The 12566-nt window shown below is 50.4% G+C and carries 12 protein-coding genes; 11 read left to right on the top strand and 1 reads right to left on the bottom strand.

Annotated elements, in window-relative coordinates:
- Positions 1–74 precede the first annotated feature (74 nt).
- From C7A19_RS12480 to dinB, 9 genes are all read left to right on the top strand, one after another.
- Positions 75–1415, top strand: a complete 1341-nt coding sequence (locus tag C7A19_RS12480; RefSeq protein WP_069361144.1) for a Na(+)-translocating NADH-quinone reductase subunit A — start codon at positions 75–77, stop codon at positions 1413–1415.
- A 3-nt stretch (positions 1416–1418) separates the two neighbouring features.
- Positions 1419–2660, top strand: a complete 1242-nt coding sequence (locus tag C7A19_RS12475; RefSeq protein WP_069361143.1) for an NADH:ubiquinone reductase (Na(+)-transporting) subunit B — start codon at positions 1419–1421, stop codon at positions 2658–2660.
- On the top strand, positions 2650–3453 hold the full coding sequence (locus tag C7A19_RS12470) for a Na(+)-translocating NADH-quinone reductase subunit C (protein WP_077456978.1): 804 nt from the start codon (positions 2650–2652) through the stop codon (positions 3451–3453). The genes C7A19_RS12475 and C7A19_RS12470 overlap by 11 nt, the downstream gene beginning before the upstream one ends.
- Complete coding sequence (locus C7A19_RS12465) at positions 3446–4078, top strand: NADH:ubiquinone reductase (Na(+)-transporting) subunit D (protein WP_077456976.1); 633 nt, start codon at positions 3446–3448, stop codon at positions 4076–4078. Before C7A19_RS12470 ends, C7A19_RS12465 begins: the two co-directional genes overlap by 8 nt.
- Before the next feature lie 6 nt (positions 4079–4084).
- Positions 4085–4681 (top strand): NADH:ubiquinone reductase (Na(+)-transporting) subunit E, encoded by a 597-nt coding sequence (gene nqrE / locus C7A19_RS12460; protein ID WP_046073752.1) that lies wholly within the window; start codon positions 4085–4087, stop codon positions 4679–4681.
- 31 nt (positions 4682–4712) lie between these two features.
- Positions 4713–5936: an NADH:ubiquinone reductase (Na(+)-transporting) subunit F gene (gene nqrF / locus C7A19_RS12455; protein WP_116645030.1), complete on the top strand. Its 1224-nt coding sequence runs from the start codon at positions 4713–4715 to the stop codon at positions 5934–5936.
- A gap of 84 nt (positions 5937–6020) precedes the next feature.
- Entirely contained in the window at positions 6021–7037 is a 1017-nt protein-coding gene (locus tag C7A19_RS12450; RefSeq protein ID WP_102505504.1) for an FAD:protein FMN transferase, read from the top strand.
- A gap of 98 nt (positions 7038–7135) precedes the next feature.
- Entirely contained in the window at positions 7136–7357 is a 222-nt protein-coding gene (nqrM, locus tag C7A19_RS12445; RefSeq protein WP_046073749.1) for a (Na+)-NQR maturation NqrM, read from the top strand.
- Between the two features lie 55 nt (positions 7358–7412).
- Entirely contained in the window at positions 7413–8489 is a 1077-nt protein-coding gene (dinB, locus tag C7A19_RS12440) for a DNA polymerase IV (protein WP_116645029.1), read from the top strand.
- On the opposite strand, the gene C7A19_RS12435 is transcribed toward dinB, so the two are convergent.
- The gene (locus C7A19_RS12435; RefSeq protein ID WP_235614306.1) at positions 8486–9949 is read right to left on the bottom strand and encodes an aminoacyl-histidine dipeptidase; all 1464 of its coding nucleotides are present in this window, start codon (positions 9947–9949) and stop codon (positions 8486–8488) included. The two genes, dinB and C7A19_RS12435, sit on opposite strands and share 4 nt — an antisense overlap.
- 721 nt (positions 9950–10670) lie before the next feature.
- Between C7A19_RS12435 and C7A19_RS12430 the strand changes: the two genes are divergently transcribed.
- Entirely contained in the window at positions 10671–11963 is a 1293-nt protein-coding gene (locus C7A19_RS12430) for an NCS2 family permease (protein WP_077456966.1), read from the top strand.
- A gap of 57 nt (positions 11964–12020) precedes the next feature.
- Positions 12021–12476 carry a xanthine phosphoribosyltransferase gene (gene gpt, locus C7A19_RS12425; protein WP_069361135.1) on the top strand — a complete coding sequence of 152 codons (456 nt, stop codon included), beginning with the start codon at positions 12021–12023 and terminating at the stop codon, positions 12474–12476.
- The last annotated feature ends 90 nt before the right edge of the window (positions 12477–12566 follow it).

Below are 12566 nucleotides of genomic sequence, written 5' to 3'. Positions count from 1 at the left end.
CATACAGTCGAAAGTCGTGTCTTTAACTGCGCAATAACAGAATTCTTTTTCCCGTTAATGTAGTGCAAGTGCGTATGATTACAATAAAAAAGGGTTTGGATATCCCCATTGCTGGGACTCCTGCTCAGGTGATAAATGATGGCCCAGCTGTCAAGAAAGTCGCCTTGCTTGGCGAAGAGTACGTTGGAATGCGCCCCACAATGCATGTGCGAGTGGGTGATGTGGTGAAAAAAGGCCAGGGTCTTTTCGAAGATAAGAAAAACCCTGGTGTGGTATTTACTGCTCCCGCAGCCGGTAAAGTGGTTGAAGTCAACCGCGGTGCCAAACGTGTTCTTCAGTCTGTCGTCATTGAAGTCGATGGTAACGAGCAAGTCACATTCAACAAGTATGAAGCGTCGCAACTGGCCTCTCTTGAGCGCCAAGCGGTGGTGGACCAATTGGTTGAGTCGGGGATGTGGACAGCGCTCCGCACGCGCCCGTTCAGCCGTTCGCCCGCTATTGATGCCGTGCCGGAAGCCATTTTTGTGAATGCAATGGACACCAATCCGCTCGCCGCGGATCCGAAAGTGATCATTGATGAGCAAAAAGAGGCATTCGTTGCAGGTCTTGATGTACTCTCTCGCTTAACTGACAAGCAAGTGTTTGTTTGTAAGGCGAATGTAGAGTTACCCACCAGTCAGCAATCTAACGTTGAACAACATGTCTTTGCTGGCCCTCACCCAGCAGGCTTAGTGGGCACCCATATCCACCACTTGCGCTCAGCAAGCATGGAGAAAAAGGTGTGGCATCTTAACTACCAAGATGTGATTGCGTTTGGCCACTTGTTCCTTACCGGTGAAATCAACACTGATCGTGTGGTGTCATTGGCAGGCCCGATGGTTAACAAACCACGCTTGGTACGCACGCAGCTAGGCGCAAACCTTGACGAGCTGACTGATGGCGAGCTGATGGCGGGTGAAAGCCGTGTTATTTCTGGCTCAGTGCTGTCGGGGACCAAAGCGTCTGGCCCGCATGCTTACTTGGGTCGCTTCCACTTGCAAGTGTCTGTATTGCGTGAAGGCAACGAGAAAGAGCTGTTTGGTTGGTTGTCGCCAGGTAAAAACCGCTTCTCAGTGACGCGCGCCTACCTTGGCCACCTATTCAAAGGCCAACTTTTCAATTTGACCACCTCGACCAATGGCAGTGATCGTTCCATGGTACCAATCGGTAATTATGAGCGAGTAATGCCACTAGATATCGAGCCAACAATGCTGCTGCGTGATATCTGTGCTGGCGATACAGATAGCATGCAACAGCTGGGCGCGCTGGAGTTAGATCCTGAAGATTTGGCCCTTTGTACTTTTGTCTGCCCAGGCAAGTACGAGTACGGTCCAATGCTCCGCGAGAGCCTAGAAAAGATTGAGAAGGAAGGGTAACTGATGAGCCTTAAAAATTTTCTAGAGCAAATCGAGCCACACTTTGAGCCAGGCGGCAAACATGAAAAATGGTTTGCCCTGTACGAAGCGGTTGCCACCATTTTGTACACCCCGGGTATGGTGACCAAAGCCGGCGCGCACGTGCGTGACAGCATCGATTTGAAACGCATCATGATCATGGTGTGGTTTGCTGTGTTCCCCGCGATGTTCTGGGGCATGTATAACACAGGTAACCAAGCCATCATGGGATTGATGGATTTATATTCTGGTGACCAACTGGCACAGGTGATCAGTGGTAACTGGCATTATTGGCTCACCGAGTCGATTGCGGGGCCGCTATCCGCTGCCGGGTGGGGAACCAAAACCATTCTAGGCGCTACCTACTTCCTGCCTATTTACGCCACCGTATTTATTGTGGGTGGTTTTTGGGAAGTACTGTTCTGCATCGTGCGCAAGCATGAAGTCAACGAAGGTTTCTTCGTCACCTCGATCCTCTTTGCACTGATCGTGCCGCCAACCTTGCCATTATGGCAGGCTGCACTGGGTATCACCTTTGGTGTGGTGGTTGCCAAAGAGATCTTCGGGGGAACTGGACGTAACTTCTTGAACCCTGCGCTTGCGGGACGCGCGTTCTTGTTCTTTGCTTATCCAGCGCAGATCTCTGGCGATCTAGTGTGGACAGCCGCAGACGGTTACTCAGGTGCAACGGCATTGAGCCAATGGTACTCGGGCGGTGAAGGCGCGTTGCAACACAATGTCTCCGGGCAAGCGATGTCTTGGATGGATGCCTTTATCGGTAATATCCCTGGCTCTATCGGTGAAGTATCAACCCTTGCTATCTTGATTGGTGGCGCGGCCTTGGTATACATGCGCATTGCCTCATGGCGTATCATCTTAGGGACATTCGTCGGTATGGCGGTGGCGGCAACCCTGTTTAACCTGATTGGTTCCGACACTAACCCGATGTTTAGCATGCCTTTCTACTGGCACTTGGTTCTAGGTGGCTTTGCGTTCGGCATGATGTTTATGGCAACGGATCCCGTTTCGGCCGCGTTTACCAATAAAGCGAAATGGTGGTACGGCGCATTGATCGGTGCCATGGCAGTGATCATTCGCGTGGTTAACCCAGCATATCCTGAAGGCATGATGCTGGCGATCCTGTTCGCTAACCTGTTTGCACCCTTGTTCGATAACTTGGTGATTCAGGGCAACATCAAACGGAGACTGGCTCGTAATGGCAAGTAGTAACGATAGTATTAAGAAGACGCTGATCGTTGTTATCGCGTTGAGCTTGGTATGCTCAATCGTGGTGTCCGGTGCAGCGGTAGCCTTACGTCCTTTGCAGCAGATGAACGCAAAGCTCGACGTACAGAAGAACATCCTCTCGGTCGCTGGCATTGAGGTGTCGGGCGGTAAGAGTGCGATCAATGATGCTTATAACAAGTACATTGAACCGCGTCTGGTTAGCTTAGAGAAAGGCGACTTTGTCAGCCCCGACGCGGCCAATGTCGAAGACGTCGCAGACTACGACCAGCGTGAAGCCGCCAAAGACCCTGGGATGTCGAAAAAGCTAAGTGGTGACGAAAATGTCGCTGGTTTTGGCCGTCGTGCCGATATTGCGAAGATCTACTTGGTGAAAAACGACACAGGTGATTTGCAACGCCTCATCCTGCCAGTGAAAGGCTCGGGTCTTTGGAGCATGATGTATGCGTTTGTTGCGGTCGAGCCTGATGGCAATACGGTGGCTGACATCGTCTATTATGAGCAAGGGGAAACCCCGGGCTTGGGTGGCGAGGTTGAAAACCCGAAATGGCGCGCGAAGTGGGATGGCAAAAAGCTATTTAACGAACAAGGCGAGCCTGCTATCAAGGTGGTTAAAGGTGGTGCACCGAGTGATAGCGAGCACGGTATTGACGCGCTATCGGGCGCAACCCTGACCAGTAACGGTGTCGAGAAACAATTTGATTTCTGGCTAGGTGATTTGGGCTTTGGTCCATTCTTAGCAAAAGTTCGAGAGGGAGGCCTGACCAATGGCTGAAACGAAAGAACTGAAGAAGAATCTGCTGTCGCCGGTGTTAGACAATAACCCGATTGCCCTTCAGGTTCTCGGTGTATGTTCGGCACTCGCGGTGACCACGCAGATGCAGACGGCTTTTGTTATGACCTTGGCGGTGATGTTCGTTACCGCGATGTCTAACTTGTTCGTATCGCTGATCCGCAACCATATCCCGAATAGTGTACGTATCATCGTGCAAATGGCGATCATCGCGTCATTGGTTATTGTGGTTGATCAGACATTGAAGGCCTTTGTTTACGATATATCCAAACAGCTGTCGGTATTCGTTGGTCTTATCATTACCAACTGTATCGTGATGGGGCGTGCGGAAGCCTATGCGATGAAATCGTCGCCGCTGCCGTCATTTATCGATGGTTTGGGTAACGCATTGGGTTATGGCTTCGTGCTGATGACGGTTGCCTTCTTCCGTGAGCTGCTGGGCTCAGGCTCTGTCTTTGGCGTGTCTATTCTGCCTGTGGTCAGTGAAGGGGGTTGGTATCAACCAAACGGCATGATGCTGCTGGCCCCATCTGCATTCTTCCTAATCGGCTTTTTGATTTGGATTGTGCGTACCTTCAAACCAGAACAAGTTGAAGCGAAGGAGTAACAGCACATGGAACATTATTTGAGCCTGCTGGTGCGCTCAATCTTTATTGAGAACATGGCGCTGGCATTCTTCCTCGGCATGTGTACGTTCTTGGCGGTGTCCAAGAAGGTAAAAACAGCGTTCGGCCTCGGTGTCGCCGTGGTGGTGGTATTGACTATCGCAGTACCGGTTAACAATTTGGTCTATAACCTGATCCTACGTGAAGATGCACTGGTGAAAGGGATCGATCTTAGCTTCCTCAACTTTGTGACCTTTATCGGTGTTATCGCCGCATTGGTTCAGATTTTGGAAATGGTATTAGATCGCTTCTTCCCGCCACTTTATAACGCGTTAGGTATCTTCCTGCCGTTGATCACGGTGAACTGTGCCATCTTTGGTGGCGTATCATTTATGGTACAGCGTGATTACAACTTCGCAGAGTCAGTCGTATACGGCTTTGGCTCTGGGGTAGGCTGGATGTTAGCCATCGTCGCCCTTGCGGGTATCCGTGAGAAAATGAAGTATTCAGACGTGCCGCCAGCACTGCGGGGATTGGGGATCACCTTTATCTCTGTTGGCCTGATGGCATTGGGCTTTATGTCTTTCTCTGGTGTGCAACTGTAAGCCGGGTAAACTGCGAGAAAAGGAATAGTCAATGGACATTATTCTTGGTGTAGTGATGTTTACTCTGATTGTGCTGGCATTGGTATTGGTGATCTTGTTCGCCAAATCCAAGCTGGTACCAACCGGAGACGTCACAATTGATATCAATGACGATCCTGAAAAAGCGATCGTGACTCAGCCAGGCGGTAAACTGCTTGGCGCACTGGCCGGTGCTGGTGTGTTTGTATCGTCTGCCTGTGGTGGCGGTGGTTCATGTGGTCAGTGCCGCGTGAAGATTAAAGAAGGTGGTGGTGACATTCTGCCGACCGAGCTTGACCACATCACCAAAGGCGAAGCGCGTGAAGGTGAGCGTCTTTCATGTCAGGTGGCAATAAAACAAGACATGAAAATTGAGCTGCCGGAAGAAATTTTTGGTGTGAAGAAGTGGGAATGTGAAGTTATCTCTAACGATAACAAAGCCACCTTCATCAAAGAGCTTAAACTGCGCATCCCTGATGGCGAGTCGGTTCCCTTCCGAGCCGGCGGTTATATTCAGATTGAAGCGCCACCGCATCACATCAAATACTCAGATTTTGATATTCCTGAGGAATACCGAGAAGACTGGGAGAAGTTTAATCTTTTCCGTTATGAGTCGAAGGTGGATGAAGAGATCATTCGTGCGTACTCGATGGCTAACTACCCAGAAGAGGAAGGCATTATCATGCTGAACGTGCGTGTGGCAACACCACCACCACGTAATCCTGATGTGCCACCGGGTCAGATGTCATCTTATATTTGGTCACTTAAGCCAGGTGATAAGTGCACAATTTCAGGTCCATTCGGTGAGTTCTTTGCCAAAGACACCGATGCGGAGATGGTGTTTGTGGGTGGTGGTGCCGGTATGGCGCCAATGCGTTCACACATATTTGACCAGCTAAAACGTCTGAAGACCGATCGTAAGATCACCTTCTGGTATGGGGCGCGTTCGAAGCGAGAAATGTTCTACGTCGAAGATTTCGATATGCTCCAAGAGCAAAACGATAACTTTGAGTGGCACTGTGCGCTGTCAGATCCGCTTCCAGAAGATAACTGGGAAGGGGACACAGGCTTTATTCACAATGTGCTTTATGACAACTATCTGAAAGATCATGAAGCGCCAGAAGACTGTGAGTACTACATGTGTGGGCCGCCGATGATGAACGCCGCCGTGATTGGTTTGCTTAAAGACCTAGGTGTCGAAGACGAAAACATCCTGTTGGATGATTTCGGCGGGTAAACACCGACAGTCTATCTTACCGCTTAATGGCTGGCCTATGGGCCAGCCATTTTACGTATGAAACTGATGTCCAAGGACACCGCTATGAAGACGTTATGGTTACGCTGTGCATGGGTATTTGCGCTGATTGTAGGGTTACTCGGTTGTGACCGTGCTCCTGAGTTGGTGCATCTGACCGGTGAGACCATGGGAACATACTACTCGGTGAAATATATCGCCACAGAGAACACCCCATCTCAAGATAAGGTTCAAGCTGAGATTGATGCGCGTTTGGAAACGGTTAATGATCAGATGTCGACGTATCGTACCGACTCCGAATTAAGCCAGTTCAATCAGCAGAAAGCGGATATACCAATGGACGTATCACCCGCAACCGCCACGGTAGTAAAAGAGGCGATACGGCTGAATACTTTCACTCAAGGGGCGTTAGATGTCACCGTCGGCCCGTTGGTGAACTTATGGAGCTTTGGGCCAGAGAAACGCCCCGAGAATATTCCGAGCGACAAAGACATCGCCTCTCGCATGGAAAGGGTTGGGTTGTCGCATTTACAGGTTGAGGGTAACACCCTTACCAAAACCCATCCTGATTTATACGTCGACTTGTCGACCATTGCCAAAGGGTATGGCGTCGATGTGGTCGCCAATTATCTAGGGTCGCTTGGGCTCGATAATTATTTGGTTGAGATTGGTGGTGAGTTACAATTAAAGGGTGTCAATCAAGATCAAAACCCGTGGCGGATTGCCATTGAAAAACCCAGTGCTGGCGCGCAATCTGTGCAGGAGATTATTCAGCCCGGTGATATGGCCGTCGCTACCTCTGGCGATTACCGCAACTATTTTGAGCAAGATGGTGTACGTTATTCGCACATTATCGACCCCAAAACAGGACGACCCATTAATCATCACCTCGTGTCCGTCACTGTGCTTGATCCGTCTTGCATGACCGCGGATGGCTTAGCGACGGGTTTTATGGTGTTGGGACCCGACAAGGCGATGGCGCTGGCTAATCAAGCGGATATTCCGGCGTTTATGGTGGTCAAAACCGATGACGGGTTTAAAGAAATGGCCTCAGAAGCCTTTAAACCGTATTTAAACCGTTAGTGCAGGACTGCACTGGCGCCTATTACACGCATTCGGCGTGGAACTAGCGCCCAGTTTTAGCATAACTGGGCGTGACGACTAGAAGTAGGTGAGCAATTATGTCAGTTTTTCTTATCACCTTTGCTGTCTTTGTACTCGTCATTGCCGGTATGGCGATTGGTTACATTGTGCAGCAGAAAACCATCAGTGGTAGCTGTGGCGGCTTAGGGGCCGTCGGTATCGAGAAAGAGTGTGACTGCCCAGAGCCATGCGATGCGCGGAAAAAGCGAGAAGACCGCGCAGAAAAAACGCGTGAATGGAAGAAAAACCAAATAATCTAGGGACAATGCCCATCGTGGTGATTGCCACCGATGGGCTTTTTAGCGACGCAGCATAATGACCAGCTCAATAACCGGCCGTGCGAGCAAGAAAATCATCCATATCGACATGGACTGTTTTTATGCGGCCGTCGAAATGCGCGATAACCCTGCGTTGCAAACCATTCCCTTAGCGATTGGTGGGTCTGCGAATGGACGAGGTGTCATCGCCACTTGTAATTATCCGGCGCGCCGATTTGGGATCCGCTCGGCGATGGCGACGGCCCAAGCCCTCAAACTATGCCCTGGGCTAACCGTTATGCGCGGCGACATGGGTAAATACCGCCGAGTGTCTCAGCAGCTTCATGCTATCTTTCACCGCTACACTGATACCATAGAACCGCTTTCCCTTGACGAAGCCTATCTCGATGTCTCTGAAACGCAATGTTATCAAAATTCTGCGACCTTAATAGCCGAAGCCATCCGGCGAGACATTTGGCATGAATTAGCGTTAACTGCCTCCGCGGGCGTGGCACCGGTGAAGTTTGTTGCTAAAGTCGCGTCAGACAAAAACAAACCCGATGGTATTTGTGTCGTGGCGCCAGATCAGGTCGATGACTTTGTCCGTGACCTCCCTTTGCAGTCGATTCCTGGTGTGGGGCGAGTCACACTGACGAGATTGCACGAATGGAATCTTTTCACCTGCGCAGATATCCAGGCTTGCGACCAAACCGCCTTGATACAGCGGATGGGGAAATTTGGTGCCGTGCTATGGCAGCGGGCGCACGGTATTGACCCACGAGAGGTTGAAGTTGAGCGAGTTCGCAAATCCGTGGGGGTGGAGCGTACCCTATCTGAGGATATTGACCAGCTCGAGGCCTGTTTACCCTGGATAGAGCATCTTTATCAAGCGTTATTGGTCCGCTTAGAAAAAGCCGATGCCAATGGCCGAATTTGTCGGCAAGGGATCAAAATTAAGTTTAATGATTTTCAAACCACCACGGTGGCCCATCGATGCGAGTCACTTGACCGCGCGTTGTTTGATACCTTGCTGCATGAGGCGTTTTATCGTGGCGAAGGAAGACGTATACGACTGATTGGGCTATCGGTAGGGTTGGGGGACGACACTGCCCCCCAACTGAGTTTACTGGGTTAGGCCGATTTAGCGGGGATTGCCTTTAAAATCGCCTGCATTTGCTGCCAGTAATGGCCCACACTATCGATATGCACTTTTTCATCGGGCGAATGTGGGAACTTGATGGTTGGGCCGAATGAGATCATATCCATCGTTGGGTACGGCTTCTTAAACAAGCCACATTCAAGACCGGCATGAATCACCATGATATCAGGCTTACGCTGATAAATGCCCTCATAGGTGTCACGGAAGATATGCATGATTTGCGAGTCAGGATCGGGCTTCCAGCCTGGGTATGCCCCTGAGAACTCGACCGTGACATTGGCAAGACTCGCCAACGACTGTAGCATTCCTTGCATCATTTCTCTGCCCGAATCGATTAACGAGCGGATCAGAAATAGTACAGTGATACGATCCTCTTCGGTGTTGATAACCCCTAAGTTCAGTGACGTCTCCACGACGCCAGGTATATCATCACTCATTCTTACGACGCCGTTTGGTGCTGCATTTAACGCTGCTAATAAGCGAGACTGCACGGCGCGTGTCAGTGGCGCGACGGGGTTGTCACATGGCTCTAGAATGACAGTGATTTGCGGTTCAAGCTGGCCGAGCTCCGCTTTCATCAACATGGCAAAGTCATCGATCGCGGCCGCCAGTGCTTGCTGCTGATCGGCAGGGACGGCGATATCGGCAAACGCCTCTCGTGGGATGGCATTGCGCAAGGTGCCGCCGCGTAATGCAAGTAGGCGAGTATCTGTTTCTCCAAGGTGATGACTGAGCAAACGGGCCAGTAATTTATTGGCATTGGCGCGACCCGTATGAATATCGACGCCCGAATGGCCGCCTTTTAGCCCTTTGATTCCCACCGTAAAACGTGCAAGTCCTTCATCGTCTGCCTGACGCTCTATTGGAAAGTGCATACTGGCGTCGACGCCACCGGCACAGCCCATGTACACTTCCCCTTCTTGCTCCGAATCCGTGTTGAGCAAGATGTCCCCGTTTAGCCATCCTGCTTCCAAGCCAAATGCGCCATCCATTCCGGCTTCTTCATTGGTGGTGAGTAGCACCTCTAGCGGACCATGTTCGATGTCATCAGCGTCCAGTACCGCAAGGCATGAAGCCATGCCAATGCCATTATCTGCACCTAATGTCGTGCCATCAGCGGTCACCCAGTCACCATCGACATAAGGGCGAATAGGATCGCGCGTGAAATCGTGCACAGTGTGCTCGTTTTTCTGCGGCACCATATCCAAGTGGGCTTGGAGGACAACCCCTTTACGATTTTCCATTCCGGGTGTTGCCGGTTTACGAATCAATAGGTTACCCGTTTGATCCTGACGGACGTCTAGGCCGCGTCCTTTGGCCCAGTCGATAATAAATTGAGCAAGTTGCGACTCATGATAAGAAGGATGAGGAATAGCACAGATCTGGTCGAAGAATGCCCAAACGGGGCGAGGTGATAATTGGCTGATTTCAGACACGGTAGACTCCATTTTATTTTATCTATGGCCTTTTTCGTAGCAGGCCTCACTGGAATGGAAAAACAAACCCAAGGATATCACTGTCTCTATATTGACAACAGTCACCCATAGAAACCGCTTATGCCGGCTTTACTAGGCGTTTTTATTGTAATTAAATTACACATATGAATTTTTTGTGACTATGGTCACCTTAATGCTTGTAAATAAATTACCATTGGGCTATTATCTAGACATTGGCAACCAAGCTTGCCAGTTGTTCATGGAGTGAACCCGAGTATTCGCCTCCAAGGAACCGAGATAAATGTGAACAACATTGGTTTAAACTTGAGAGAGGTTAAAAATGGAAGGCATGGTATCAAGCTACTACTGGAACCAGCAGTCAGTCTATACACAAGGTTTTACATATCCGGCATCGTTCGGGTATAGCAAGTAAGTTTTACGATTCCCCCGCTCTTACAGAGTCATTTCTGATCCAGAAGCAAACGCTTTAATTCTGGCGCCGCACTATGTGTGGCGTTTTTTTTGTCTTGCTCGTCCACTGTCCAACTATACTGACTGTTTTGATAGTTATTCGTTCTAATCAGCGATAATTACGGTGATTTCGGGCTTTTTATCCTGGAAATTTCCGCCGCCGATCGGTAAGATTTGCGCCAAATTTTAGCACGCAAACGTTTTCCTTTTGTATCTCGCGATACACCACGTTTAGTTTGGGACATAACCGATGTTAGAGCGTTTATTTAAACTCAAGGCCCATGGCACGGATCTTCGCACGGAAGTGATTGCTGGGTTTACCACTTTCTTAACCATGGCGTACATCATATTCGTCAACCCATCGATTTTAGCCGAAACGGGCATGGACAAAGGCGCTGTCTTTGTCGCCACCTGCCTCGCTGCCGCAATTGGTTGTTTGGTGATGGGGATTGTTGCCAACTATCCGGTGGCGCAGGCGCCGGGGATGGGCTTGAATGCTTTCTTCACCTACACGGTGGTATTGCAAATGGGACACTCGTGGCAAGTTGCGCTAGCGGCGGTCTTTATCTCGGGCCTATGTTTTATCTTGCTGAGTGTATTGCGCGTGCGAGAATGGATTATTAACTCTATTCCCATGTCACTAAGAACCGGGATTTCTGCCGGTATTGGCCTTTTCTTAGCGCTCATCGCCTTACAAAATGCGGGGATTGTGGTCGATCATCCCGCCACCCTCGTGGCGCTCGGTGATGTCACTGCGTTCGCACCTGCAATGGCGGCTTTGGGTTTCTTCCTGACCATTGGCCTTGTGCACCGTGGCTTGAAAGGGGCGGTGATGATCGCCATTTTAGCGGTCACCGTGATTGGTGTGGTGGCCGGTGATGTGTCTTATGGTGGCGTGATGTCAGCTCCACCCAGCTTAGCACCAACCTTTATGCAGTTAGACTTTTCCGGTGCATTGGAAGTGGGTCTGGTCTCGATTGTGTTCGCATTTTTGTTTGTTGACCTTTTTGATACCGCAGGAACCTTAGTGGGTGTGGCACAGCGCGCGGAACTGCTCGACAAAGATGGTAAACTACCGCGCTTAAATCGTGCTTTACTGGCAGACAGTACCGCGACCTCCGTCGGGGCGCTTTTAGGCACGTCAAACACGACCTCTTATATTGAGAGTGTCTCCGGGGTCGCAACGGGCGGGCGCACAGGTCTAACGGCGGTCGTTGTCGGTATCTTGTTTTTGCTCGCGCTCTTTTTTGCGCCGCTTGCTGGTATGGTGCCGGCTTATGCGACCGCCGGCGCATTGTTTTATGTGGCGATTTTGATGATGTCGGGCTTGGTTGGCATCAACTGGCGAGATCTCACTGAAGCGGCACCCGTGGTGGTTGTTTGTTTGCTGATGCCGCTCACTTACTCGATTGCAAGCGGTATCGGACTTGGCTTTATTGCATTTTGTGCCGTAAAAACCTTTGCGGGCAAAGGGCGAGAAGTCCCTGTCAGTATTTGGATTTTGGCGGGGTTGTTCTTACTCAAGTTCGTTTTCTTGGTGTAAAACAGCTGTCCGCATTTGATGTTATAACAAGGCGAGAGTCGCCACGAGGTTTTCACCATGAGCAATAAGTTTATTATCACTTGGGACAATATGCAGATGTACACCCGTCAATTGGCGGAGAAGTTGCTGCCCGCAGAGCAATGGAAGGGAATTATTGCCGTCAGCCGCGGGGGCCTCGTGCCTGCTGCCATACTGGCGCGTGAGCTGGGTATTCGTCATGTCGATACTGTGTGTATCTCAAGTTATGACCATGATCATCAACGTGATATGCGTGTGGTGAAGCAAGCGCCCGGTGATGGTGAAGGCTTTATCGTGGTCGATGATCTGGTGGATACCGGTGGGACCGCAGAAATGGTCCGCCAGTTATATCCGAAAGCCCGTTTTGTCACCGTCAGTGCCAAGCCGGCTGGGAAGCCTTTGGTTGATGACTATGTGGTCGACATTGCCCAAGACACTTGGATTGAACAGCCTTGGGATATGGCGGTCAGTTATATTGATCCCATCGCCAAGTAAGTCATTCATGCTCGCACCTTTAAACGCCGCGTGATCACGCGGCGTCAGACTGCTGACAAAGGTCTAGCTTTCGAGCTAGACCTTTGATCT

This window comes from Salinivibrio sp. HTSP, assembly GCF_003390965.1.
GTDB classification, from domain to species: domain Bacteria; phylum Pseudomonadota; class Gammaproteobacteria; order Enterobacterales; family Vibrionaceae; genus Salinivibrio; species Salinivibrio kushneri.
This window is presented reverse-complemented; position numbering and strand designations above follow the sequence as displayed.

Excerpts from the sequence above, each read along its gene's own strand:
- C7A19_RS12480 (WP_069361144.1), top strand. The coding sequence starts at position 75 with ATGATTACAATAAAAAAGGGTTTGGATATCCCCATTGCTGGGACTCCT.
- C7A19_RS12475 (WP_069361143.1), top strand. The coding sequence starts at position 1,419 with ATGAGCCTTAAAAATTTTCTAGAGCAAATCGAGCCACACTTTGAGCCA.
- C7A19_RS12470 (WP_077456978.1), top strand. The coding sequence starts at position 2,650 with ATGGCAAGTAGTAACGATAGTATTAAGAAGACGCTGATCGTTGTTATC.
- C7A19_RS12465 (WP_077456976.1), top strand. The coding sequence starts at position 3,446 with ATGGCTGAAACGAAAGAACTGAAGAAGAATCTGCTGTCGCCGGTGTTA.
- nqrE (WP_046073752.1), top strand. The coding sequence starts at position 4,085 with ATGGAACATTATTTGAGCCTGCTGGTGCGCTCAATCTTTATTGAGAAC.
- nqrF (WP_116645030.1), top strand. The coding sequence starts at position 4,713 with ATGGACATTATTCTTGGTGTAGTGATGTTTACTCTGATTGTGCTGGCA.
- C7A19_RS12450 (WP_102505504.1), top strand. The coding sequence starts at position 6,021 with ATGAAGACGTTATGGTTACGCTGTGCATGGGTATTTGCGCTGATTGTA.
- nqrM (WP_046073749.1), top strand. The coding sequence starts at position 7,136 with ATGTCAGTTTTTCTTATCACCTTTGCTGTCTTTGTACTCGTCATTGCC.
- dinB (WP_116645029.1), top strand. The coding sequence starts at position 7,413 with ATGACCAGCTCAATAACCGGCCGTGCGAGCAAGAAAATCATCCATATC.
- C7A19_RS12430 (WP_077456966.1), top strand. The coding sequence starts at position 10,671 with ATGTTAGAGCGTTTATTTAAACTCAAGGCCCATGGCACGGATCTTCGC.
- gpt (WP_069361135.1), top strand. The coding sequence starts at position 12,021 with ATGAGCAATAAGTTTATTATCACTTGGGACAATATGCAGATGTACACC.